Consider the following 24,317-nt stretch of genomic DNA (forward strand, 5'->3'; position numbering starts at 1 on the left):
CAATGAAGCAAACTGGCTTCGCTCAGAACCAGCTCACCCATACCAAACTGACTCTGAATCTATTCGCGGCGCACTATCGTCAATCACCATTGCAAGCCGCAGCGATTCTGATCGGCATTGTGTTAGCGGTCACCTTGTTTGTCGCAGTGCAAGCCATCAACCTCAATGCCAAGCGCAGTTATGCAGAATCGACCGAGCAACTTAGCGCTCAAGCGCAGAACCTTATCATTCCACCAGCAGGGCAAAACTATTTGCCGGAATCGCTCTACTTCAGCTTAAGACAAAGTGGATTAAGCGCTGCGCTACCTGTAATTGAAGGGCGAGTAAGAGACGAACAAGGCCGACGCTGGTCAGTTCAAGGAAGTGAGTTGATCGCCGCCCTCACTTCAAGAGCTCGCCACTCTCGCGTCGACGAAAAAAGCAATACTCAAGCCAAAGAACCAAACATTTCCCTGTTCGACAATGCCTTACCTTTGCCGCAACTCTTAGCGGGTGAACCCATTGTGATGATGAGCCAATCACAACACCAGAGCTTGGGAGAAGTAGACGTACTCACTTTGGATGAAGTGCTCACTCAAGTGGTAGTGCTACCAGATGAATGGCAGCTAGGTAGCCGAATGTTGATGGATATTGGGTTCGCTCAGCAACTGCTTAACAAGCAAGGGCAACTGAGCTATATCGCTATTTTTGACACCAAGAGCGACACTAACAGCAATACTCAGAATAAATGGCAAAGCCTTATTGGCGAGCAAGGGCAATGGATATCCAACAACCAAAGTACGGATCTCGGTTCAATTACCGATAGCTTTCACCTCAATCTCACCGCCATGAGTTTGTTGGCGTTTTTGGTTGGCCTGTTCATCGCTTACAACGGTGTGAAGTACAGTTTGCTGAAACGTAATCGGCTGTTGGTGCAAATTCAACAAGCCGGCATTGCGCCAAGCATCGTATTTTCAGCTCTGTTAGTCGAGCTGACTCTCTTAGTCACAGTGGGCTCGTCGCTTGGTTTCATTTTCGGCATTCAACTCAGCCATTGGCTACATCCAACCGTCGCGATAACGCTTGAGCAACTTTATGGTGCGACACTGCTTCCCGGCACATGGCAGTGGCAATGGTTAGTGCAGGCACTGCTACTCACGCTTGTCGCGTGTTGGCAGCACTTTAAACAGCGAGTGCGACAACCCCTCTCTTCCCATGGCGGTTTCTATCAAGCGCCGGAAGCGTCTAACGAAAATCAGCTGTTTGTTATAGGGTCAGTATTAACCATTGTCGCGTTAGCAGGGTTATGGCTGAGCGAACATCATCGCTTCACCATGGCATGGCTCGGTGTGTTAGTGGTGTCGATTCCTTTGTATTTGCCCAAAACACTCAGCGTGCTAGCGAACTGGAGCGAAAAACGCACCCAATCGGGGTTAATACAATATCTGTTCGCTGAGCTGCGTGAACTTATCTCCCCTTTCTCCCTCGCCATGATGGCGTTGCTTCTCGCCGTCACCGCCAATATCGGAATGAATACCTTAGTCGGCAGCTTTGAATCCACGTTAAAGCAATGGCTTGAACAGCGCTTACACGCAGACATTTACGTTAGCCCTGCCCAAGGTGAAATCGCGAATGTGGAACGTGCGTTAGAGCAGTTTGAAAATGTTGAAACCGTTTATAAGCAATATTATGTCGACGATAACTTGCAGGGCTTACCTATTTTGCTCGGCACCAAAGACAAAGACACACTTGAGCAAACCATGGTATTTCAATCCCACCTTGATGATTTCTGGACGCGCTTTTACCAAGGTGAATTCGTGGCGATCAGTGAACCCACTGCGGTGAAGCTCGGCTTGTCCCTTGGAAACCAACTCAAGCTCGACGCTATCCAAGACAAAACACTCATCGTCGGGGCGATTTTCCACGATTACGGCTCACCGAATGGCGAAGTGTTACTTGCACCTAATTTATGGCTCGAAAGCGGGTTTACTGACTTACCCACCAGCTTGGGAATCAAAGTCTCTGGCGACCCACAAGTGGTGTACGAACAGCTACGCCAACAACTCAATCTGCACCCAAGTCAGCTTTACGATCAAGCGCAGATCAAATCGATCGCTTTAGATATCTTCTCACAAACCTTTGCCATCACTCGGGCGCTTAATGGCGTCACTTTAATGGTGGCGGTGATAGGGTTGTTCTGCGCCTGTTTCATGTTGCTCGATGCACGCAAAGCCGCCATTGCAAGGCTGTATGCGCTCGGTGTAAGTCAGAAAAAATTGATGGCGATGGTGGTCGGGCAAATCGTTGTTCTGGTCGCCTTCACTCTGGTTATCGCCATACCGCTCGGGGCTATGGTCGGCTACGTACTAACCGACATCGTTACCCTGCGCGCCTTTGGTTGGAGCTTAAATTATGTATGGAATTGGAGTGACGCACTCAGCATCGCAGCCATCACCATTCTAGTGGCTATGTTTGCGACCTTGATTCCACTGTGGCGTTTGGTCAGTAAACCCGTGGTATCCAGTTTGCAAAGTGAGGTGTTGTGATGAATCGATCAATGAGAGTTTTCGTTCTCACATTTACCCCCTTATTCTTTTTAGGATGCGAGGAGTCCACGCAACCATCAGCTCAAAATATGGGTTCGATACTTGGTGCAGAAACACAAACCGATGATGAAACACAAAAAGAGACTGATCAATTCACACCGGTAGTAAAAGGCGTGGAGATCACCTTCCCTGCCGACCATCAAGCACACCCTGATTTTCGTCATGAATGGTGGTATTTAACCGCAAACTTGATTGATGAAGAAGGCAATACGTTAGGCGTGCAATGGACACAGTTTCGCTTTGCGGCTGCACCACAGGAAAGTGGCAATAGCACCAAGGAAACTACGTGGCAAAGTCAGCAAATTTACATGGCACACAGCGCTGTCACCACTAAAAACAAACACTATGCCGATGAAAAATGGTCACGTGACCAAGCTGAACTGGCGGGTGTAAGCGCTTCACCGTTTCGGGTCTATCTCGATGATTGGCAATGGACGTCGACGACCGATGACCTGTTCCCAGCTACATTGGTCGCTAACTCGGATCAATTTGGATATTCGCTTAAGTTAACCAACAACGCGCCATATCAAAAGCAAGGCGAACAAGGCTACAGCACTAAAAGTAGAGATGGCAAAGTGGCTTCCTACTACTACAGCCAACCATTCATTAGTGTATCGGGTAACGTGATGATTGATGGTGTGACGCATCAGGTTTCCGGCAAAGGTTGGATAGACCGAGAATGGAGCTCGCAGTTTTTACTCGACTCACAACAAGGCTGGGATTGGTTTGCGCTAAGGCTGAGTGATGAAACCAGCTTGGTCATGTTCCAACTACGAAATTCAACAACAGGCGAAGCCAGTTATGCTAACGCAAGATTAATGCAGCAAGACGGATCCGGCATTGCCATTTCACAACAAGAGATAACCCTAACCGCTATTAATCAAACGGAAATCGACGGACGCGATTATCCAACAGAATGGCAAGTTTCGATTCCAACTCAACAAATCGAACTGACCGTCTCGGCACTCAATCCAGAAGCAAAAATGCCACTGTCTGTACCCTATTGGGAAGGGCCAATCGTTATTGAAGGAACACACTCTGGTACGGGCTATATGGAGTTGACTGGGTACTAAGCATACCGGCACGAACACCATTACGATCCAAAGCTTTTGCTATACCGAAAATTTTACTACCGTGGATATAACTTTGTAGATCTCGACTTAATTCATTGTTTTGTCGAGGGAAAACGTGAACCCCATCGCAATACAACCCCTATTTCAAATACAACGATGTTTAAAGAGTAATACCCTAAGAACCTTCGCTAAGGCAAAGTCATATATTTCGAGAATATTGTTATTGTGCTAATGGACACTTACTTTTCTTACAAGACAAATAACGATAAAAAGGAGTTCGCAACAAATGAAAGCATCACTTAAATTTATCACTCTTTTGATCTTAGTTATTTCAATTCTAGGATGTGAAGATAAAAACGACGTCTATGCTAACCCTCCTAGCCATCTATTAGAGCAACTAGAAGCATACTTCCCACTGTCTATTAAGTATGTAAGAAAAAATGAACAAATAGCACTAACCCAAGGTATCCCTTTACTACCTCAATACGTTGAAATTGCACATAAGATTGGCATCAAATATCCTGAAAAAATCCGCGTACATTATGCCGATTCAATTCCTTTGCCTGAAAATGAACCGTTGCTATTTCAAATGCAACGTTTGGGGCTTGACTCTCCTTACTTTACGGGTTCAACATTTGGTTATGGCATTTGGTTATGGCATTTGGATCGCTAACAAAGCAAAAGGTGACAAATTACTACTTTCTCATGAATTGATTCATGTAAAACAAGTCGAAGATTTGGGGCTTGAAGCATTTACTAAAAAGTATTTATTGCAACTAGCCATCTTTGGTTACGTTGAAGCACCGATAGAAATCGAAGCTTATGAAAATGCAGGTAAATACTTATAACCGCATTCATTATTAAACTACTTATCAATCGATTCAACGGACTCCAATAACACTTTGTAATATTTAGTTTTTTTGGGTTAGAGTACTCGCATATTTTTTTGCGTATATAACGTTTACGCATATAGCTTCGTCGTATAGTTTCAACAAATTGACAAGGCATTAGGTGATCGAGAGAATTATGAGTGACTACCAACTGACTGTGATTAGCCAAGTTTGGGTTTTATTAGCCTTCTACCCCATGGTTTCTTATCTCTACTACTTAAATTCCAGGTCGATTGCTCAATCTGCTCACGGCCTATTATCCTTAGTTGGATTTTTTTATGCTGTTGTTGCATGCGAATTTACTCAGTTTGACCCCCTGTATTATTGGTATTGGCCTATTGGTCTGTTTTTTGTCCTATCTTTGCTTTCAACAATCTACTCATTTAAAGCCTTTAAAGGGAAGAAATTAGTGCATCTCATTCATGTGGTTACCATCCTCTCGAATGTACTGACCAGTTTTGTTTCGTTAATGGCGGTAGCCCATGATTGGATATAAGCGCCAAACAAATATTTAAGATTTCGAAGGTCTTGCCACGCGACTGCTTGCCAACCCACTAGTGATATGAAAAAGCCATCACGAGGATGGCTATTTACGATTATAGATTGCAGAGGCACACCTTCATAACGCTCGTCTAAACGCTATTTAGTCAAATCGGCTTTGATCTGATCAACTTGATTCGCCAAAGAAGTATCTTGGAAATATTCACTGTGTGTTTTTCCTAAGTACAACTTCTTATTTGCTACTCGTTGATCCAACTTGTCTTTAACAATAGTGCCTTGTGCCAACTTATTGTTTAACTCAAGCGCAATTGCGGAGCTGTCTGAGACTATACTTCCTTTCGTATCGTAGTAACGAACTTGGCTGATATTCGCATCAAATGGGTCACAGTAAGCCGCTCCCAAATCACCATTTTCAATAATGCTGCTGTATTGTGCTTCGCTGATAGGCGTCTCTTTGTTTAGTACGAACTGGCTCCCTCGTACACACCAATTAATTCTTGTTCCAACACCTGGGAAGTATGCCGAGATCAAGTTAACTGCATAGTATGTATCTGGGGCTGACTGGTTTAATTTTGCATATCTATCAATCACCTTACCGCCAACAACTTGGAACTCAACTTTGCCATTGTCATAAGACTCAAAGAAATAGCTATTTCTAAACATCTTGCTGAAATTGACGTTATCAACAAAGCGCCCACTGTCGGATGTGAAGCTTTTCAGTTGCTGCTTGTGTTGAATACTACCTGTTGTAATGTTCGTCACTAAACCAACCACTGTGTTTTTCGCAGCGTCACTTTGCCAAGCCGTATAGTTACTTATATTTTGTTGAGGTGTGCTTGTCTTAGCATCGGCATCTACACTGTACTTGTAACTAAGCTCGGTAATGTCCTGGCCTACTTTATTGACCTTGGCATATGACTTGTAACGACGCGCTTCGCAATCTTGAAAATTTGCATCATAGTAGAAATAACTGATCCAATCTTTAGCTTCGATAGCTTCGGTGGTGTGAGCAGAGTAATCGACAATTCCGTTTGCGCCATAAACACCATAGAAACCTTTGAGATCTTTTTGCTGCTTAGATGATAGCTCTTCATTAAATTCATCGTCCCAACCAATACTGTAAATATTAAACAGGTTTAGAGACTTGATACACTCTTTGATATCAGTACTACCTATAGCATTAGCTGTATACATGACGGGACTACTATAAGAGTTTTTTGCAACGTCATCTTTTGGATCTGCAACACTTCCTGATGCCGGGGTTATGGACATTTGAGGAACTACGGTTTTAGTCTTTTTAGGTGGTGGCGCAGCGCTATCGCTACCACCACCGCATGCAGAAAGTGTTACAGCTAATACTGATATCGTTGGGATAATAAATTTCAAATTTTTCCTCGGCATTTTGAGCAAGTGATTATATAAATGATCACTCAAATACGATCAAAAAACTAAATGCTTATATAACCAAATTCAAACCATTGACGAAACAGACGTGTACGTCCGCTATCAACACCGAATTTAATCTTTTAATAACAAAAACTTAAATATAAAAAGGGAAACATCAATTATTAATACATCGGATGAAAGAAACCAATCACAACAAACGGTTCTTATACTGTTCTGGCGTTTGGTTCGCGTAACGTTTGAACATGGTGATAAATGGACTTGCTTGGTTATAACCCAATGTAAGGGCGACCTCTTTAACCGATTGGCCGTTTCTCAACAAGTCCATAGAGTATAGGTAGCGCACTCGCAGTCGCCACTCGGTAAAGCTCATACCAAGCTCCGTCTGGCAATGACGAGAAAGGGTTCTTTCCGTGGTGTGGACACGTTCAGCCCAATCTTTCAGTGTCACTTCGTCGGTTGGGTTCTCTTCAACAGAAGCCAATATTGGCGCTAGATACTTATTATCGGTTGAAGGCAAGAAGTGGTGTTCAACCTCACGCTGCGCAAGTTGGTCAAGCAGTACCTGAACGAGCCTTTGATCTTGATCTGTTTCCGCAACATTGATTCCACGCTCGCGAAAGTCATCGATAATAGAAGACACAATCGGCGTGATCTTTATAAGGCTGGTTTTATCTGGCAGATGTTGCGTGAGTTCTGGAGCAATATTTAGCGAGCAGTAGTCCAAAGGCTTACGGTTATAACTGCAATGCATCACCCCGGCTGGTACCCAAATCGCTAAATGTGGCGGCGCTAGAAATCGGGTGCTTTCCGCTTCCATCTCTAATATACCGCCACTGATCAATTGAACCTGTCCCCATGAGTGGCTATGAACTCGGGTTTCAGTGTTCGAAAGAAACGCTTCAAAATTCATAAATACGTTGGATGGTGCCTTATCAATTGATAAGGATGGATGAAGGTTTCTGGAGTGTTTTTTCAAACTTGTCTTCCTATCGCGCCTGATGTCTTTCTAAAGATACTTGTAAGTATAACGACCTGTCAAACTAGCCGCATCAACTCATTTGCGACGGAATTCACATGCATTATCTCTTACCATTTTTTACAGTCTGTATCTGGGCCGCCAATGCAATCGTCAACAAGCTTGCTGCAAGCACCATAGAACCTAGCGCGATGAGTTTTTACCGCTGGTTTTTTGCGATGTTAATTCTCACGCCTTTCTGCATTCGCCCAGTGATGAAACAGTGGGCTGTCATTAAGCCAAACTTATCTAAATTAGCGTTCCTCGGCTTTTTAGGCATGGTGTTGAACCAATCTCTAGGTTACTACGCAGGCTTAACCACAACCGCTTCTAACATGGCATTGATCACGTCTTTAGTCCCGTTAATCAGTGTGTTTCTAAGCGTTCCTTTATTGCACAAGTCGATTTCTAGTTTGAGTATTGTGGGTGGTGTATTGTCACTGTCAGGCTTAGCTCTGATGTTAGGTAAAGGCGACCCGTTATTCTTCATGCATCAAGAATTGACTCAAGGCGATGGCTATATGTTAATTGCGGCCTTTGTTTATGCTTCTTACTGTGTGTTATTGAAACGCTGGAAAATGCCAATCAGTAGCTGGGTGGTGATTTACATTCAGGGTCTGTTTGCTGTCGCGATGCTTACGCCACTTTGGCTTACCAGCGAACAGCTTTTACCACCGCAACAAGCGCTCCCATTGATAGCTTACGCCGCGGTGGCCGCTTCGATTTTAGCGCCTTGGATGTGGGTGAAAGCGATTGACACGATTGGCGCGGATTCAAGCGCGATGTTTATGAATCTGATGCCAGTTATCGCGATTGTATTGGCTTCCACCTGGCTGGGTGAAAAGATTAGCCAGTTCCACATCATTGGTGGTGTGATGGTGATTTCAGGCGTCATCCTCACGCAAATCAAAAGAAAGCCAAGGCTTGAGGCTCCCTTACCTCAGCAAAACTAACCCCGCTTAACCTGCGACAATGCCCATTCCATTTTCCACTCAGTACCTGCCTCGTTAGCAGGTACTTTTGCTTATTTTCAATTTCTCGATTCATGCTCTCTGATTTTATTTTTCGTTCATGAAGCTTTTAAGTACGCTTAATAATGGTGTTTGCTATTGCAATATCTCGCCAACTTCCATTTAATGCACTAAGTACGGTTTAAGTGTTCAAAGCGTTAGAATAACTCTCCAGAAAGCAGGTAACTGTTGCTCTAATCGCTCTCCTATGTTCACACGGCTCATGTAACCCAGGTCGCCATGAGCCATTTAGAAAGATTATGGCAACGAAAGAACCGTCTAGTCACTTTGGTTTATACAAAAGTGAATACTTTAAAATCGATATAAATTTAGCTTTAATACCTTAATTTACCGACAAATACAGATTATTATTGCAAAATGTATTAAACGAGTTTTCTAGCAATAATACGAAAGGAAATATCTACGCGAAGGTTCTATACTTTTCAGAACAGAAAGTAAGCTGATAAGAAAACAAACCTAACTATCGTTTTGGGATTAATTAAGATACCATCACTTTAACTAAACCAGATAAGCGACGGTTAGTTGGCTAACTCAAAAAGGTACCGATATGAGTACCACACGGCTTAGAAACACCTAGCATTCCGCTAGGTGTTTTTTTTTGCAACCCACCCTTCCGCCAACTTGCTCGATAGAGTACTCCTCTGTTGGAGAGTCACGTCCACCTCCTTTAAACATCAATAGTCATCAACTCGCCATCTGTTTGAAAAAATAGTCTTGTTCGTGAGATTATCCGCTTTAATTTATGTCATCTTAAGTATATTGTTATTAGCAAGTAACGAGCATGTTATTCAGAACAATAATAATGAAGGAAGATAGATGAGCAGTCACAATAGCCGACAAGATGGTAAACGAGACGTTACTCTGCGTTTTTTAGCTGAACCCGGGGATGTGAACTTTGGTGGTAAAGTTCATGGTGGTGCCGTAATGAAATGGGTCGATTTAGCGGCTTACGCTTGTTCTGCTGGATGGAGTGGTAAGTACTGTATTACCGCTTACGCTGGTGGTATTCGATTCGTTGCTCCAATCCATGTGGGTAACCTTGTTGAAGTAAGTGCGAAGGTCATTTATACAGGGTCATCTTCTATGCACATCGCTATCGATGTTCAAGCCAGCGACCCAAAAGAACTCAACAACCGCCTAACGACTCACTGTATCGTTATTATGGTCGCTGTTGATGAAAATGGTAACCCGACTAAAGTGCCAGAATGGGTACCAGAAACATCAGAAGACATCGAATTAAGAGATTCTGCTATTCGTCTAATGAACATGCGAAAACAGATCGGTGAAGAGATGGAAGCACACGTAAAGTATCTTAAATAGGCGCCACTAACAGATCTACCCTACAAAACCTTATTACGATGCCAGGCAGTACTTGCTTGGCATTTTCAATTCCCTCTCTATACCCAAGTAAATCCGTTACACACCTAATGCTGACTATAAAGCGTGATACCCAGTCAAAAGTTAAAATGATCCGATACTTGTTCACGGATTTATTTTGACTGTAATAAAGTCGTCATTTTGCTCTGTTTAAATACCGCCAATCATAATGGATGTATTTAAATTTCTTGGAGCCACTTTTGAGCACAACATTTCCCACCCTTTGCGAATCTACACTGACGAACTTGAAGGCAGTTGAGTATCAATGGGTTAGAAGTTTGTACGTCGAAGGCTACGACACGAATGAAATTAACCACTATATCCAAGCTTGTTTTGGCGGTGATCAGACGTTTGCGGATCTGTTTCGTCGCGTAGCTCTTTATCAAGACAGCATCTATGTTTTACTTCAGCATTTAGGTTGCGCACCTTCTAGCAAAGAGTTCTAGTCTCACATCACCTCTTCCTTTTCCCCTTCCCTTTTTGAAATATTTACCACTAAATCAATAACTACCGAGAATACCCACCACAAAAAATTAACACGAGCCTGCCTTTATAGGCACTTTCTGTGTAATAGACCGATCCGTTGCATGCAAATTATTGAAGTATCACGCATGGAAATATTACACATATATCAATAGAGCTGTGGCCCCCTATACTGAGTGTCTGATTTGTGAGACTCGTTGATGTCTTCAATTAGAGAGATGAAACCGGAAAAATCCAGGAAAGAGGTACTTCAGTATTTAATGACTGAAAGAAACCAAAAAGACTGAGATAGAGATAGAGATAGAGATAGAGATAGAGATAGAGATAGAGATAGAGATAAAAGTAGCGGGCATAAAAAAACCCAAGTAAGTACCTGGGTTAGAGTTACAAAAACCACTAATCATTAATAGCGTAAGGAACCTGATTAGTAGCCAGCTATGCGTAACCTGAGGGTTATTTTTATTACTGATCGGCGGCCAAACCAAATGATGTAATAAAAATGCCAATATAGAGCGACCTAACGGTCGCTCTTTTGTCTTTCTTATAAGGACAGCTTATCCTTTTACACCACCCGACGTCAAACCGCCAACTAACCAACGCTGAGCCAGTAAGAACACGATAGTAATCGGAAGTGCGGAAAGTACCGCTGCTGCCGCAAAGTCGCCCCATAAGTAGTTCTGAGGATATAGGTACTGCTGCATACCTACCGCTAGCGTGTAAGAGTTCACGTCCGATAATAGGATGGAAGCAACTGGTACCTCACCAACAACACCAATGAAAGATAAAATGAATACAACCGCTAGGATGGGTACTGACAGTGGTAATAGAACCAATCTGAACGCTTGCCAAGGTGTTGCGCCATCTAATGCTGCAGCTTCTTCCAAAGAGTTATCAATCGTCTCAAAGTAGCCCTTAATCGTCCAAACGTGTAATGCAATACCGCCCAAGTACGAGAAGATCAGACCGCCATGCGTATTCAAGCCTAAGAATGGGATGTATTGCCCTAATTTGTCGAACAGTGCGTAGATAGCCACTAGAGCCAATACCGCAGGGAACATTTGAAAAATCATCATCGCTTTCAGGATAGTTTCTTTACCTTTAAAGCGCATACGAGCAAATGCGTAAGCCGATGTTGTCGACAGTGTAACAATAAGAATTGACGTAATACCCGCTACTTTTATTGAGTTCCACAGCCAAGTCAGTACTGGGAATGGAGGCGGAGTAACTGAGCCATCAGCATTCGTCACTGACATACCCAGAGCCAATTTCCAGTGTTCCAAAGATGGGTTGTCTGGAATCAAGCTACCGGTTGCAAAGTTACCTTCGCGGAATGAGATAGCAATAATCATCAGTAGTGGGAAAATAATTAGCGCTAAGAAGCACCACAGCGCAATATGCGTTGCCCATACTCGGTATTTAAGGCTCTTACCTTGTACCATAGCCATTGTCGTGCTCCTTAATCTTGAGTCAATTTAGTGAAACGAAGGTTTAGTAACGCTAGTGCACCAACCAATAGGAAGATAAGCGTTGCGATTGCACTTGCTAGACCAAAATCTTGACCGCCGCCGCCTTCGAATGCAATTCGGTACGTGTAGCTTACAAGCAAGTCTGTGTAACCCGCTGGCTCAGAAGTACCAATCATGTTCGGGCCACCGTTCGTCAATAGTTGAATCATTACAAAGTTATTGAAGTTAAAGGCAAACGCTGCAATCAATAGCGGTGTCAACGGTTTTATCATCAATGGAAAAGTGATTCGCTTGAAGTTATCAAGGAAGTTAGCACCATCGATTGCTGACGCTTCGTATAAATCTTCAGGAATCGCTTTTAGTAGACCCATACATAGAATCATCATGTAAGGGAAGCCTAGCCAAGTGTTAACAATCAACACCATGGTTTTCGCTAAGATCGGGTCGGAGAACCAGTTTGGGCTTAAACCAAAGATACTCTCAAGCACCATGTTAATCTCACCAAAGCTCTGGTTGAATAGGCCCTTAAAGATAAGAATCGAGATAAATGCTGGTACGGCGTAAGGCAAAATTAGTAAGACACGATACACAGCACGGCCTTTCAGCTCTTCCCACTGCACAACGTTTGCCAGAACCAAACCAATTGCAAGTGTGAAGGCTACCGTACAAATGGAGAACACAACCGTCCAAATAAAGATGCTGATAAACGGTTCTTTGATGCCGTCATCTTTCCAAACACGTTCAAAGTTAGCCGTACCAATGTCTACAACAAACCCTGGAGAAATGGTGTTACCGATAAACTCACCTTTCTCGTCAACCGGTTGGTAGAAACCCACTTCCATGTTTGGTTTCAATATTTCGCCAGATTCATTGTTGTATAACGTTTCCCCGTCATCTTGAAGCGTGTAAAGCGGTGCAACGGCAGCAAATTTACGTAAGCCGCTCATGCGGATGTCATCACCATTTGGCAGATGGAAATCGACACCACTGATCACAGAGCGATTTTGGATGATCGCTTTGATCTTCTCTTTTTCACCTTGTACAGAGTCAATTGCAGATAGGTCCATCTCTGTTGATGTCATGCCTTCCAGAGAAAATACATCAGTTGCTAACAGCTGGTCGCCATCTTTCACAACGATCTGGTGACCGTTATCTGTTTTGTACAAAGTGAATGGGTAGCTTTCACCGCTTTGGAATGAACGGTCTAAAAGAACGGTTTGAGTACGCTCTAGAGAGAGCTGGTTTTTTGCGCTGTAGTTAGTAAACGCAAGCCCTACGGTATATGCCAGTGGGAAAAGAATGAATAAGATCATTCCGGCAATACCGGGGTAAATATAACGGTGGGCGTAAGTTTTCTTACTACCAAAAATGTAAAGAGCCAAAGCCGTTAAAATCACAGTAAGCAGCGCAAATGCGAGCTCACCGCGAGAATACATTAAAATTGTAGCGTAGCCATTAATTAAGCCAACACTACCAAGCAACCCCCATTTGATGAAGACGCTTTTACTGCCTGGAAGGCTTGATGGTGCCGGGATCGCATCTGAACCTTGAACTGACTGCATAGAGGAACCTGCTAACGAGATATAAAAATAGAAAAGTAAGGAGAGGTTGCCCCCTCCTTAAAAGGTAGTGCTTGGTTGTTACTTAGTCATTCGAGCTTCAGCACCTTTTAGTGCTTGCTCTACTGATTGACGGCTATCAACTACGTTGCCAATAGCTTCTTCCATGCTGTACCAGAATGTTGTGAACTGAGGGATGTTAGGCATGATTTCGCCGTTCATCGCGTTATCCATTGTTGCTGCAATACGAGTGTCGCTGTCTAGTTGACGTTGGAAAGAGTTAAGAGCAACAGCGCCTAGTGGCTTGTCGTCGTTCAAGCTCTTCATACCTTCATCAGTTAGTAGGTAGTTTTCCATAAACTCAACGGCTAGATCACGGTTTGGAGAAGCGGTGCTGATACCACCAGCCCATACACCAACGAATGGCTTAGACGCTTTACCGTTGAACTTAGGCAATGTTGCTACGCCGTAATCTACGCCAGCTTTCTCGATGTTTGCCCAGCCCCAAGGACCGTTAATTGTCATTGCAACGTTACCTGCTACGAATTCAGATTCAGCAACTGAGTAATCCATATCCGCAGAAATAACTTTGTCTTTTACCATCTTCTCAATGAAACCTAGAGACTTCTGAACACCGTCAGTCGCTACGCCTGCATCTTTAATGTCGTAACCTTCCGCTGTTTGCTTGAACGCGTAACCGCCGTCAGCTGCAAGTAGAGGCCATGTGAAGTAAGCGCCACCACGTAAAGGCCACATGATTGCTTTCTTGCCATCTTTTTGAAGCTTAGCGTTTAGTGCAGGGATCTCTTCCCAAGACTTAGGTGGGTTAGGGACAAGTGCTTTGTTGTAGATAAGAGAAACTGACTCAACTGCAACTGGGTAAGCGATTGTTTTACCGTCGTAAGAAACAGCATCCCATGCGAAGTCTACGATACCTTCTTTAGTTTCCTTAGAAGGTTTGATATCAACAAGAAGACCTGCTTCTGCAAAACCACCAAAACGGTCGTGTGCGTAGAAAATCATGTCTGGGCCATCGCCAGCTGCTGCAACCTGAGAGAATTTCTCTTCTAGTTTGTCAGGGAAAGCGACGGTTACTTTAACACCAGTATCTTCTTCAAAGCGTTTACCTACTTCAGCCATTCCTTCATAAGCTTTGTCGCCACCAACCCAAATAGTTAGTTGACCTTCTTCGATAGCAGCGTTTGCACCAAAAGAACCCAGAGCAACGATTGTGCCTAGAGCTACAGCGCTTAGAGCGTTTTTCATGTCAATATCCTTTTTATATTTATACGTAGGGCGCATTCAATTAAGACGAGCCAGTTTTCGGAGGCTATGATCTGAGAAAATCAATGACAGCTCATCATCCTAGCCACTACGCCCTAGCTATTATGGCCTAATTTCGTGATCGTCATCCGGTAAGATTGGCGAGCGAAGTCACAAAGTAGATACTCATCGTGATCCACATCACCGTTATGCGGTGGATTTATTTGAACTGGATCGCCAGTTATAGATAACCCCCTTTATCTACTCCTCCCCTCCTACTCCCCCTAGTTAATTTTCTATTGGGAGGATGTACCATTACGCGAATTCACCGAAACTGCATTCATCCAAGAGTGGATAGTAAGAACCCTTTACCAGCGAATGTTATGCGTTGACGCATTCTTCATTTAGTTGGCTTCACTGCCCGCTGTTGTCTTTATTAAGCATCGAGCTAAATCTGTGATTGAATCACGGGGGAGATTTAGCTGGATGTGGGGGAAATAGGCACCAGTTTGGCTATGACGGGTGGGCTTGGTTAAAGAATTCAAGTCCCACCCACTTTTTTCTTACTCACTCAATACTTACCAATTCCTACAGTTACTGCTGACCCAAAAATTCCTTATAATGATCAGCAGTAAAACTTAAAATTTGATCGATCGAGGACAAGCTAGATGGCGAGTGTCACGTTAAAAAACGTTTATAAATCATATGGTGATGTACAGATTTCTAAGGACGTAACCTTAGACATCAACGAAGGTGAGTTCGTAGTATTCGTTGGACCATCAGGTTGTGGTAAATCGACGCTATTACGCTGTATCGCAGGTCTAGAAGATATTACGTCTGGTGATTTGTACATTGGTGAACAACGCATGAACGATGTTGAGCCATCAAAGCGTGGTGTAGGTATGGTATTCCAATCTTACGCGCTCTACCCTCACCTAAATCTCTACGACAACATGTCTTTTGGTCTTAAACTGGCAAACGCCGATAAAGCTGAAATTGACAAGCGTGTAGAACATGCTGCAGAAATCCTTCAGCTTGGTCACCTTCTTGAACGTCAACCTAAAGCATTGTCTGGTGGTCAACGTCAACGTGTTGCGATTGGTCGTACTTTGGTTTCTCAACCAAACGTATTCCTACTTGATGAGCCTCTATCTAACCTGGATGCAGCACTTCGTGTTCAAATGCGTTCACAAATCACGAAGCTACAGCGTCAACTGGGCTGTACCATGATTTATGTAACACACGACCAAGTTGAAGCGATGACAATGGCGGATAAAATCGTTGTGCTTGATGGTGGTTTTGTTTCTCAAGTGGGTAAACCTCTTGATCTTTACCACTATCCTCAAAACCGTTTCGTTGCTGGCTTTATTGGCTCACCAAAAATGAACTTTATGTCGGTTCACATCGAACAAGCTGAAGCTGAACGCGTATTGGTACAACTTTCAAACGGCATGACTTTCTGGATCCCAGTTGATGGCACGACTGTCAACGCTGGTGACCGTATGTCTCTAGGTGTTCGTCCTGAGCACTTATTGTCTGCTGAAACAGGTGATGCGACGATTGAAGCTGATGTGTTGATGGTCGAGAAGCTCGGTAACGAAACACAAGTTTACCTAAACCTCGACAGTGCCGATGCTGACGTTATCTATCGCCAGCCAGACACGTTGACGATTGAGTCTGGTGACAAGCTAGCGATTGGTATTCCTGCACACCGTTGTCACTTGTTCCATAGCGATGGTAGAGCATGTCGTCGCTTGTACAAAGAGTACGGCACCGACTAATCGGTTCGTCTTTTTAGGATATAACTTGCCCGTATCGAATCCCTCTTACCTTGTAAGGGGGATTTCTCATTTTCTGACAACGAGTTTTACTTTCATTAAATAGATCGCGCTTTGTCTGTTGTCTGTTGTCTGTTGTCTGTTGTCTGTTGTCTGTTGTCTGTTCAGTATAAAAACAAAAAAGGCCTAGCGAATGCTAGACCTTTATCTGTTGGAGCTAAAAGCCACCCTATCTAAACGATAAAGATATAGGCTTGCTCAACTTTAATACCAATCGTAGTAAATAACTTAGTGAATTGGCGTATCACTTGTTTTATTGAACTGGCCAAAATGCTGTTCTAACACTTCAGGTGTCAGTTTGCCTTCCGCTTCTAGTCGCTTAAATTCAGCAACGATCGCTTTTTGCTCTTCAAGTGATGGAAGTTTCACTTCAGGCTCATCGCCCATCTCTTGAGTCATCTGCTCTAGTTCTTTTTCAAAATCGCTCATGATACTTACCTAAATATTAAACCTAGCGAGATTTTACTCATTTACGCTCTATGATGCTAGGGCGATTAGGTGCAAAGCCCGAAACCAGATCAAGTGAACATCAGCTTAAATGCAGAACTGCGGTCTGAATGGCGACGTTCAACGTAAAAAGCGATACCAAACGTAACAATTAGCATCAGACGTAAAAGCCACACCAAACATAAACTGCCTAGCAAACGTAAAGTGCCGTATCAAACGAACAAGCATATCAGACGTAAAAAAGCCGGGTTCACGTGAAATGAATCCGGCTCCAATGTAAGTGTTGCAAGTTTATCCGCTATTAAAGCTTAAACGAGCCAACCATCTTATCTAGACGAGAAGAAAGCTGTTGAAGTTCTTGGCTCGCTTCAGCAAGCTGCTCTGCGGTTCCAGTCGTCACTTCGTTAATCGCGTTGATTTCTTCAATATTCTGGTTGATGGTATGAACTACGGTTGATTGCTCTTCCGTTGCCGTTGCCACTTGAGTGTTACGATCAGTGATATCAACGATACGGTCTGAAATACCACCCAGTACGTCCACCGCTTCATCCGACGCCGATACGCCTTCAAGTGTAATCACTTTGCCTGCACTCATCGCCGTTACGGCATCTTTAGCATCACTTTGCAGTTGGTTGATCATCTTCTGAATCTCTTCAGTAGAATCTGCGGTACGGCTTGCTAGGTTACGAACCTCATCGGCTACAACGGCAAAGCCGCGACCTTGTTCACCCGCACGCGCAGCTTCAATAGCAGCGTTCAGAGCTAGTAGGTTGGTTTGTTCAGAGATGTCACGAATTACACCCAAAATAGAGCCAATGTCTTGAGTCGTTGAAGCTAACTGCTCTACCACTTGACCTGTACTTTCGATGTCTTGCGCTAAACGGCTGATCGCGTCTTTTGCTTTGTTTACCACAGATCGGCCTACTTCAGTATTGCCTGAAGCCTGTGTTGCCGTTTCCGCAGCCGTTGCCGCATTCGATGCAATCTCGCTGATTGTCATGCCCATCTGGTTAATGGCTGCAACTACCTGAAGAGTTTGATCTCGTTGTTCTTGGCTATTGTCGTGGGTGATGTGTGCTTTATTAGAAACACTCTCAGCGGCGACTTGAAGTGCTTGGCTTGTAGAAAACACCTCTTTCATCGACTCGTGAATCTTTTCGATGAATCCATTAAAGCCCTTTGAAAGCTGTGCAATTTCATCGTTGCCTTTCACTTCGATACGCTGAGCAAGGTCACCGTCACCTTCGCCAAGGTCACCGAATCGCTTAGCCAAAAGTTTAATCGGTTGAGTAATACTGTTTGCTAGCACTACGCCCATCAGAATAAAGATTAACGCTACAACAGCGGTCATGATCAGCATCTGTTTAGCCGTTGCATCAAGCTCAGCAAAAACTTCGCTCGTCGGAACTTCACCAACAACGAACCAATCCATTGACGGCACATACAAACTCGCGACAAACAACTCTTGTCCTTTATGTTCCGTTGTAATCAGGTTAAATCCTGACTTGCTCAACAACTGACTAGATTGAGGACCGTAAAGTTGTTGAAGTGATGAATCACTAAGCGAACGTTCGCGATGAATTTGAACATCACCTTGGCTATTCGTTAAGAAAACAAAACCGGTATCTTCGATCTTAAAACTATTGAGTAGACTTACCATGTCACCCATCGATTTCGATAAGCCAGACATCGCTAAACCAGAAGGTTGTTGGTAGTTAGCGAACATTTTCACTTCACCTGTCGCTTCTTGGAACATACTGACCATTGTCTGCTGGCCAGATTGCGTAAAGCCAAAGAACCAACCATCTTGCTGTTGATTGAGTTGACGCAAGAAGCCATCTTGGTTCCAGTAGTAGGCCGTTTGACGGTTTGCTACCGAGGCATCATTTAGCTGGTATTGGTTACGAACATTGTTCAATTGCTTTACTAGCTTGTTCTCTAAGACGGCATCACGATCGGTCGATTCGATAGCGTCAGAAATGAATTCATTCGAAGCAATTTGTTCTGCAGCTAACAATAGCTGAGAGACTTCACGGTCAATTTCACCATTAATTCGCTCTAACATTCCCGGAAGCTCAATATCGACTAATCGATGACTCAAAACATCTCTTGCTTGCTTTTGTGCCATCGCACCGACAATCACCGTTGATGCAAGAACTGCGAAGGTAATTCCAAGTACAACTTTTTGTTTAATACTCAGAGAGTTAGTTTTCAACATATTTGGACCTTTAAAAAGAATCGCTCGTTATTTATATATCCTGAACAGGATTTTTTTGGTGCACTTAAACCAGTAGTGCACTCTCTCCACCATATATCGGCTAAACCCCATCAAACTAGAGAGGTATTTCGCAAAAATTTGTAAGCATGGTGAAACAAAGCAATCATTCTTCTATAGAAAAAACTATCAGCAAGACTAATGCAGTGAAACGTAACCATTCATTTTAATTATCTGGATAATAAGGTTCCACGAAGCTCACTTAACGACAGACCTCTGAAGCTTTGATATATAAAAAACAATTGATATGGTACAAACCATGGCTCAGTGGTTTTTTCTCGTTAACCGCTTGTAAATAATTCCAATTTTGAAAAAATAAATTCCACAAACGTACTGGAACTTTTTCCTAGTAATCAGTGACCAATACTCAAAATAAAAATCAAATGGATACCCAGAGAGTCCAAAATGCACAAAACAAATTTCGAAGTCCTTCAAAACTATTTAGAGTCTCAAATCATTGGTCAAAAAGAGCTTGTTAAGCAGCTGATGATAGCCCTTTTGGCCGATGGTCATATCCTCGTTGAAGGGCCTCCCGGGCTAGCAAAAACTCGCGCAGTAAAATCATTGGCTGACTGTGTCGAGGGAGACTTCCACCGCATTCAATTCACGCCAGATTTGTTACCTGCTGATTTAACGGGTACCGATATATTTCGTCCAGAAACGGGAGAATTCACCTTCCAATCGGGCCCGATTTTCAACTCGCTTATTCTGGCGGATGAGATCAACCGTGCTCCGGCGAAAGTGCAAGCCGCAATGCTAGAAGCGATGGCTGAGAAGCAGGTGACGGCGGGACGAAAAACCTATGCCTTACCCGATTTGTTTTTGGTAATGGCAACGCAAAACCCAATTGAGCAAGAAGGCACTTACCCGCTACCAGAAGCTCAATTAGACCGTTTCTTGCTGCATTTAGAAGTGGCTTATCCAGACATGGAAAGTGAGCTGGAGATTTTGCGCCTAAACAGAGGCGAAGCTCAAGGCAATCAACCAGTTCAACCAGAGCCTATTTCTCAACAAACTATCTTCGAAGCTCGCCAAGAAGTGCTCAACATTCACATGGCAGACACCATTGAGCAGTACATCATCAGATTGGTAATGGCGACGCGCCAACCTAAGCAATACAGCGACCAGCTTGATCAATGGTTAGACATGGGTGTTAGCCCGCGTGCAACCATCGCGTTAGACCGTTGTGCCCGCGCTCACGCTTGGCTTGCTGGCCGCGACTATGTTACTCCACAAGATGTTCAAGCGATGGCATTCCCTGTACTGCGTCACCGCCTGCTTCGTAGCTACCACGCACAAGCCGAAGGGGTCACTGCAAACCAAGTGATCGCACACCTTATCTCGTTGGTTGGTAGCGCATAGGGATACGCGCATGAATAATCAATTACCCAACCATAGTGACGGTGTCATGTTGAATCTGGACGAACTGCTGCAATACAAAGCGCAGTCTGTTCGCTGGTTGCCTCCAGCCAAGAGCCTGTGGTCGCAACTAAACGGTCAACACGAGAGCAATCGTAAAGGTCGCGGGATGAACTTCTCTGAGGTTCGTCAATATCAGGCGGGCGACGACATCCGCAGCATTGATTGGCGCGTCACGGCGAGAACAGGCAAGGCGCACACCAAACTGTTTTCTGAAGAAAGAGAACAGCCTGTGATTTTGTTCTTAGATCTGTCGAGCAGTATGGTTTTCGGCTCAACCCTATTGCTTAAATCGGTTCAACTCGCGCACTTTGCCAGCCAACTGTGCTGGTTAACCGTCGCTCAAAAAGACCGTATTGGCGCAGTGATAGATACTGGTCAAGAGATCATTGAGATTAAACCCAGTGCTAGCAACCACGCTCCGCTGCGTATTTTACAAAAAGTCATAGAAATCAATAACGCAGCGCTGACTAACCCAAACAATCACAGCAACACAACCTTAGAGCATGGGCTGAAGTCTCTTCATCAGCTTTGCCCGAAAGGCAGCGATATCATTATGCTCAGTGATTTTGTTCGTTATAGCGAAAGTAATTACTCACTTATCAATCAAATACGTCGACATAATCGGGTTCGCTTGGTGCATTTTTACGATCCATTAGAGCAAGGTGTCACTGCTTTCAAAGGTTCAAAACAGATCACCGACGGCAATAAAACGCAATGGTTTAACTTTTCATCAAGCAAGGAAAAGGAAAAGCTTAGTCACGCATTTGATCAGAAGCAACAACAACTTATGCAAATGAGCCTTTCTCTGGCGATCCCATACAGTTCATTGTCTTGTGCGCAATCGTTAATGAGCCAAGTATCAGGAGTTCAGTCATGAATCAACCTCTCGACCTGAGCCCTATTATTACGCCAAGCGCACCGTCATGGTGGCCTTTGGCATGGGGTTGGTGGTTAATCATTATCACGGCCATTGTTCTGATCGCCTTAGTATTTTTCATTGTAAACAAAAGACAAAAGAACCAATACGCGAAGAACGAAGCACTTGCTTGCTTTCGTGATAGTCAGCCTTCAAATACCTTGTCTCCGAGTGCAGCTCAAGACATCGTTCGTCAGGCAGCACTAAGCTATTTCCCACGCGAAAAAGTGGCAGGCTTATCTGGTGATGATTGGTTGACGTTCTTAGATGCGCAATTGGCAAAACCTTTGTTCGCCGCAAAACAATCGCAATGGCAACAAGCGCTCTACCAAGATGCAACCTTAATGAGCGACGAACAGAAAAAGGCTCAACAGCAATTGGTTAACGACTGCGAAATCTGGCTTCGTAAAGCCCTTCCTCCAAAGCGAGGTCGTTATGACTGATCTTTTAAACACGAGCTTACTAAATATTGAATTCGTTTGGTGGTGGATGTTTTTCCTCGCGCCACTGCCGGTTCTCGTTTACTTGTTCTCTCCTAAGGCGGAATCGAACAATGCCCTAAGGCTTCCATTTCTGCCCGAGGACAGCAATACCAAAACACCGAGCAGTCGCTTACCCAAGGCGTTATCGGTCATCACCTGGCTTTTATTAGTGACTGCGATGGCACGTCCAGTTTGGTACGGCGAACCGGTTGAGTTTCAGCCGAAACACCGTGATTTGATGTTGGTTGTCGACCTCTCCGGCTCGATGAGCCAAGAAGACATGCAGTTCAATGGCGAATACATCGATCGCTTATCTGCGGTGAAACATGTATTGAGTGACTTTATTGAGCGACGAAAAGGCGACCGAGTCGGATTGGTGCTATTTGCTGATCACGCCTACTTACAGACGCCACTGACGTTAGATAGAGACACGCTTTCACAACAGCTGAATCAGGCAGTGCTAAAGCTGATTGGTACTCAAACTGCGATCGGTGATGGTATCGGCCTTGCCACCAAAACCTTTGTCGACAGCGACGCTCCTCAGCGTGTAATGATTCTACTCAGTGACGGCAGTAATACCGCGGGCGTATTAGATCCACTTGAAGCGGCGGATATTGCAAAGAAATACAACGCCACAATTTACACCGTGGGTGTCGGTGCGGGTGAAATGATGGTCAAAGAGTTCTTCATGACTCGTAAGGTCAATACCGCTCAAGACTTGGATGAGCGTACTCTAATGGAAATCGCCAAACGCACTGGCGGTCAGTACTTCCGTGCGCGTGACAGCAAAGAGCTGGCAACGATTTACGACACCATCAACCAGTTAGAGCCCGTGACGAACGCCACTAAGATCTGGCGACCACAACAAGAGCGGTTTGTCTGGCCACTGTCGGCGGCAATGTTTTTCGCATTTATGCTGTTAGCCATTAGGAGAAACAATGTCTAACTTTACTTTTATCTACCCATATTGGTTCTTGGCTCTTACCATGCTGCCCGCTATTTGGTGGCTTAGCAAGAGACAATCCAAACAAGGGTTATTAGCGTCACACATCGCCCGTTATTTAGCTCCTGAATCGAGCAAACCCTCTAAAAACCGCAGCACTTATTTCGGTGTTTGGTGGTTGGTCGGTGTCATCGCATTGGCCGGTCCAAGCTTTGAAAAAAATGAACAGCCAAGCTTTGAAAAAACACAGGCGCGAGTTGTGATCATGGATATGTCGATGTCTATGTATGCCACTGACATTAAGCCGAACCGTTTAACACAGGCGCGATACAAGGCTTTGGATCTACTATCACTCTGGAAAGAAGGCCTAACGGGAATGGTGGCATACGCCGGAGATGCTTACACCATTAGTCCTTTGACGTCAGACATCAACACCATCAAGAACCTCGTCCCCAACCTATCACCAGATATCATGCCCTTCCAAGGCGGCAATGCAGCATCGGCAGTTAAGCTTGCGATCGAGATGATGACTCGTGCTCATATCTATAAAGGCGATCTGGTACTGATTGCTGATGATATTGATGGTCAAGAGAAGAAAGATATCGACTCGCTACTCTCTGGTAGTAATTGGACGTTATCAATCTTGGCTGTAGGTACGGAAAGCGGCGCGCCGATCTCGTTACCTACAGGTTCGATGTTACAGACCAACTCAGGACAAACCGTGGTTGCGAAAACCAACGTAGGCAATATGCGCGGCCTGACTCGTCGCTCTGGTGGCACGTTCACTGAAGTTCAATTTGATAACTCAGACGTTGAACACATCGCAAATTACCTCGACCGAGTTGCGACAACATCAGAAGTGACTAAAACCAATAACTCGCTCAACACCAGAGTGAACAACGGTTTCTGGTTATTGCCGTTTCTGTTACTTCCTGCACTTGGGCTATTTCGAAAAGGGGTCATTTGGTGTGGTCTAGCTGTACTTGTCTCGTTCAGCCAACCGAATACTGCGTTTGCAAACCCTTGGAAAACCGATGACCAAGTGGGTTATCAGTTGTATCAAGATGAGGACTTTCAACAAGCCGCAGAACAATTCGAACAGCAAGAATGGAAAGGCATTGCGCAATACAAAGCCGGTGATTTCGAAGCGGCCGAACAGACGCTACAAGGTCTTTCTGGCGAAGATGCTCGTTACAACCTCGCCAATGCACAAGCAAAGCAAGGTAAATACGACCAAGCGATAAAAGAGTATCAACGCATTCTCGAAAGTAACCCTGAACATGCTTACGCGAAGAAGAACCTAGAGATTGTCGAACAGGCTCAGAAGCAACAGCAACAGCAACA

General features: G+C 44.3%; 21 protein-coding genes. 14 read left to right on the top strand and 7 right to left on the bottom strand.

Annotated features, from left to right (window positions below; translation table 11 throughout):
- The first annotated feature begins 2 nt into the window (after positions 1-2).
- The 5 genes from AB4589_RS09265 (at position 3) to AB4589_RS09285 (ending at position 5,044) form a co-directional block, all read left to right on the top strand.
- Entirely contained in the window at positions 3-2,525 is a 2,523-nt protein-coding gene (locus AB4589_RS09265; protein ID WP_372100219.1) for an FtsX-like permease family protein, read from the top strand.
- Positions 2,525-3,658 carry a lipocalin-like domain-containing protein gene (locus AB4589_RS09270; protein WP_372100221.1) on the top strand — a complete coding sequence of 378 codons (1,134 nt, stop codon included), beginning with the start codon at positions 2,525-2,527 and terminating at the stop codon, positions 3,656-3,658. The genes AB4589_RS09265 and AB4589_RS09270 overlap by 1 nt, the downstream gene beginning before the upstream one ends.
- Before the next feature lie 286 nt (positions 3,659-3,944).
- Positions 3,945-4,331: a hypothetical protein gene (locus AB4589_RS09275; protein ID WP_372100223.1), complete on the top strand. Its 387-nt coding sequence runs from the start codon at positions 3,945-3,947 to the stop codon at positions 4,329-4,331.
- A complete protein-coding gene (locus tag AB4589_RS09280; RefSeq protein ID WP_241810817.1) occupies positions 4,300-4,506 on the top strand; it encodes a hypothetical protein in 207 nt (68 codons plus the stop codon). The genes AB4589_RS09275 and AB4589_RS09280 overlap by 32 nt, the downstream gene beginning before the upstream one ends.
- A 178-nt stretch (positions 4,507-4,684) precedes the next feature.
- The gene (locus AB4589_RS09285; RefSeq protein ID WP_017096226.1) at positions 4,685-5,044 is read left to right on the top strand and encodes a hypothetical protein; all 360 of its coding nucleotides are present in this window, start codon (positions 4,685-4,687) and stop codon (positions 5,042-5,044) included.
- A gap of 143 nt (positions 5,045-5,187) precedes the next feature.
- Here the strand turns inward: AB4589_RS09285 and AB4589_RS09290 are convergent, their stop codons facing one another.
- A complete protein-coding gene (locus AB4589_RS09290) occupies positions 5,188-6,435 on the bottom strand; it encodes a hypothetical protein (RefSeq protein ID WP_371995618.1) in 1,248 nt (415 codons plus the stop codon).
- A gap of 208 nt (positions 6,436-6,643) precedes the next feature.
- Entirely contained in the window at positions 6,644-7,432 is a 789-nt protein-coding gene (locus tag AB4589_RS09295) for a helix-turn-helix transcriptional regulator (RefSeq protein WP_372100228.1), read from the bottom strand.
- Between the two features lie 98 nt (positions 7,433-7,530).
- Between AB4589_RS09295 and AB4589_RS09300 the strand changes: the two genes are divergently transcribed.
- The 3 genes from AB4589_RS09300 (at position 7,531) to AB4589_RS09310 (ending at position 10,325) form a co-directional block, all read left to right on the top strand.
- Entirely contained in the window at positions 7,531-8,424 is an 894-nt protein-coding gene (locus tag AB4589_RS09300) for a DMT family transporter (RefSeq protein WP_017101014.1), read from the top strand.
- Positions 8,425-9,318: 894 nt separating this feature from the next.
- Entirely contained in the window at positions 9,319-9,822 is a 504-nt protein-coding gene (locus tag AB4589_RS09305; RefSeq protein ID WP_012600206.1) for an acyl-CoA thioesterase, read from the top strand.
- Between the two features lie 230 nt (positions 9,823-10,052).
- The gene (locus tag AB4589_RS09310) at positions 10,053-10,325 is read left to right on the top strand and encodes a hypothetical protein (protein WP_012600205.1); all 273 of its coding nucleotides are present in this window, start codon (positions 10,053-10,055) and stop codon (positions 10,323-10,325) included.
- A 591-nt stretch (positions 10,326-10,916) separates the two neighbouring features.
- Here AB4589_RS09310 and malG read toward each other — a convergent pair.
- The 3 genes from malG to malE all read right to left on the bottom strand — a co-directional run bounded on the left by malG (position 10,917) and on the right by malE (position 14,653).
- Complete coding sequence (gene malG, locus AB4589_RS09315) at positions 10,917-11,807, bottom strand: maltose ABC transporter permease MalG (protein WP_009845806.1); 891 nt, start codon at positions 11,805-11,807, stop codon at positions 10,917-10,919.
- A gap of 11 nt (positions 11,808-11,818) precedes the next feature.
- Positions 11,819-13,390 carry a maltose ABC transporter permease MalF gene (gene malF, locus AB4589_RS09320; RefSeq protein WP_009845807.1) on the bottom strand — a complete coding sequence of 524 codons (1,572 nt, stop codon included), beginning with the start codon at positions 13,388-13,390 and terminating at the stop codon, positions 11,819-11,821.
- Between the two features lie 78 nt (positions 13,391-13,468).
- Positions 13,469-14,653 (bottom strand): maltose/maltodextrin ABC transporter substrate-binding protein MalE, encoded by a 1,185-nt coding sequence (gene malE / locus AB4589_RS09325; RefSeq protein ID WP_009845808.1) that lies wholly within the window; start codon positions 14,651-14,653, stop codon positions 13,469-13,471.
- Positions 14,654-15,318: 665 nt separating this feature from the next.
- Here malE and malK point away from each other — a divergent pair.
- Positions 15,319-16,431 (top strand): maltose/maltodextrin ABC transporter ATP-binding protein MalK, encoded by a 1,113-nt coding sequence (gene malK, locus AB4589_RS09330; RefSeq protein ID WP_017104284.1) that lies wholly within the window; start codon positions 15,319-15,321, stop codon positions 16,429-16,431.
- 285 nt (positions 16,432-16,716) lie between these two features.
- Here the strand turns inward: malK and AB4589_RS09335 are convergent, their stop codons facing one another.
- Together AB4589_RS09335 and AB4589_RS09340 are read right to left on the bottom strand one after the other, a co-directional pair.
- Positions 16,717-16,917: a chromosome segregation ATPase gene (locus AB4589_RS09335; protein WP_009845810.1), complete on the bottom strand. Its 201-nt coding sequence runs from the start codon at positions 16,915-16,917 to the stop codon at positions 16,717-16,719.
- 319 nt (positions 16,918-17,236) lie between these two features.
- Positions 17,237-19,153 carry a methyl-accepting chemotaxis protein gene (locus tag AB4589_RS09340; RefSeq protein ID WP_009845811.1) on the bottom strand — a complete coding sequence of 639 codons (1,917 nt, stop codon included), beginning with the start codon at positions 19,151-19,153 and terminating at the stop codon, positions 17,237-17,239.
- Positions 19,154-19,615: 462 nt separating this feature from the next.
- Between AB4589_RS09340 and AB4589_RS09345 the strand changes: the two genes are divergently transcribed.
- From AB4589_RS09345 to AB4589_RS09365, 5 genes are all read left to right on the top strand, one after another.
- Positions 19,616-20,572 (top strand): MoxR family ATPase, encoded by a 957-nt coding sequence (locus AB4589_RS09345; protein WP_248391948.1) that lies wholly within the window; start codon positions 19,616-19,618, stop codon positions 20,570-20,572.
- Positions 20,573-20,582: 10 nt separating this feature from the next.
- A complete protein-coding gene (locus AB4589_RS09350; protein WP_372100231.1) occupies positions 20,583-21,509 on the top strand; it encodes a DUF58 domain-containing protein in 927 nt (308 codons plus the stop codon).
- Positions 21,506-21,991 (top strand): DUF4381 domain-containing protein, encoded by a 486-nt coding sequence (locus AB4589_RS09355; RefSeq protein WP_372100233.1) that lies wholly within the window; start codon positions 21,506-21,508, stop codon positions 21,989-21,991. The genes AB4589_RS09350 and AB4589_RS09355 overlap by 4 nt, the downstream gene beginning before the upstream one ends.
- The gene (locus tag AB4589_RS09360; protein WP_372100235.1) at positions 21,984-22,976 is read left to right on the top strand and encodes a VWA domain-containing protein; all 993 of its coding nucleotides are present in this window, start codon (positions 21,984-21,986) and stop codon (positions 22,974-22,976) included. The genes AB4589_RS09355 and AB4589_RS09360 overlap by 8 nt, the downstream gene beginning before the upstream one ends.
- Positions 22,969-24,317: VWA domain-containing protein (locus AB4589_RS09365; protein ID WP_372100237.1), on the top strand; the 1,349-nt coding region annotated here is incomplete at its 3' end. The genes AB4589_RS09360 and AB4589_RS09365, both read left to right, overlap by 8 nt.

This window comes from Vibrio sp. 10N.222.49.A3 (assembly GCF_041475145.1).
GTDB lineage: Bacteria > Pseudomonadota > Gammaproteobacteria > Enterobacterales > Vibrionaceae > Vibrio > Vibrio tasmaniensis_A.

What these genes read in the sequence shown, in the direction of transcription:
- AB4589_RS09345 (WP_248391948.1), top strand. Translation starts at nt 19,616, where the DNA reads ATGCACAAAACAAATTTCGAAGTCCTTCAAAACTATTTAGAGTCTCAA.
- AB4589_RS09305 (WP_012600206.1), top strand. Translation starts at nt 9,319, where the DNA reads ATGAGCAGTCACAATAGCCGACAAGATGGTAAACGAGACGTTACTCTG.
- AB4589_RS09270 (WP_372100221.1), top strand. Translation starts at nt 2,525, where the DNA reads ATGAATCGATCAATGAGAGTTTTCGTTCTCACATTTACCCCCTTATTC.
- AB4589_RS09300 (WP_017101014.1), top strand. Translation starts at nt 7,531, where the DNA reads ATGCATTATCTCTTACCATTTTTTACAGTCTGTATCTGGGCCGCCAAT.
- AB4589_RS09310 (WP_012600205.1), top strand. Translation starts at nt 10,053, where the DNA reads ATGTATTTAAATTTCTTGGAGCCACTTTTGAGCACAACATTTCCCACC.
- AB4589_RS09360 (WP_372100235.1), top strand. Translation starts at nt 21,984, where the DNA reads ATGACTGATCTTTTAAACACGAGCTTACTAAATATTGAATTCGTTTGG.
- malF (WP_009845807.1), bottom strand. Translation starts at nt 13,390, where the DNA reads ATGCAGTCAGTTCAAGGTTCAGATGCGATCCCGGCACCATCAAGCCTT.
- AB4589_RS09280 (WP_241810817.1), top strand. Translation starts at nt 4,300, where the DNA reads ATGGCATTTGGTTATGGCATTTGGATCGCTAACAAAGCAAAAGGTGAC.
- AB4589_RS09265 (WP_372100219.1), top strand. Translation starts at nt 3, where the DNA reads ATGAAGCAAACTGGCTTCGCTCAGAACCAGCTCACCCATACCAAACTG.
- malK (WP_017104284.1), top strand. Translation starts at nt 15,319, where the DNA reads ATGGCGAGTGTCACGTTAAAAAACGTTTATAAATCATATGGTGATGTA.
- AB4589_RS09335 (WP_009845810.1), bottom strand. Translation starts at nt 16,917, where the DNA reads ATGAGCGATTTTGAAAAAGAACTAGAGCAGATGACTCAAGAGATGGGC.
- malE (WP_009845808.1), bottom strand. Translation starts at nt 14,653, where the DNA reads ATGAAAAACGCTCTAAGCGCTGTAGCTCTAGGCACAATCGTTGCTCTG.
- malG (WP_009845806.1), bottom strand. Translation starts at nt 11,807, where the DNA reads ATGGCTATGGTACAAGGTAAGAGCCTTAAATACCGAGTATGGGCAACG.
- AB4589_RS09285 (WP_017096226.1), top strand. Translation starts at nt 4,685, where the DNA reads ATGAGTGACTACCAACTGACTGTGATTAGCCAAGTTTGGGTTTTATTA.
- AB4589_RS09355 (WP_372100233.1), top strand. Translation starts at nt 21,506, where the DNA reads ATGAATCAACCTCTCGACCTGAGCCCTATTATTACGCCAAGCGCACCG.
- AB4589_RS09340 (WP_009845811.1), bottom strand. Translation starts at nt 19,153, where the DNA reads ATGTTGAAAACTAACTCTCTGAGTATTAAACAAAAAGTTGTACTTGGA.
- AB4589_RS09275 (WP_372100223.1), top strand. Translation starts at nt 3,945, where the DNA reads ATGAAAGCATCACTTAAATTTATCACTCTTTTGATCTTAGTTATTTCA.
- AB4589_RS09350 (WP_372100231.1), top strand. Translation starts at nt 20,583, where the DNA reads ATGAATAATCAATTACCCAACCATAGTGACGGTGTCATGTTGAATCTG.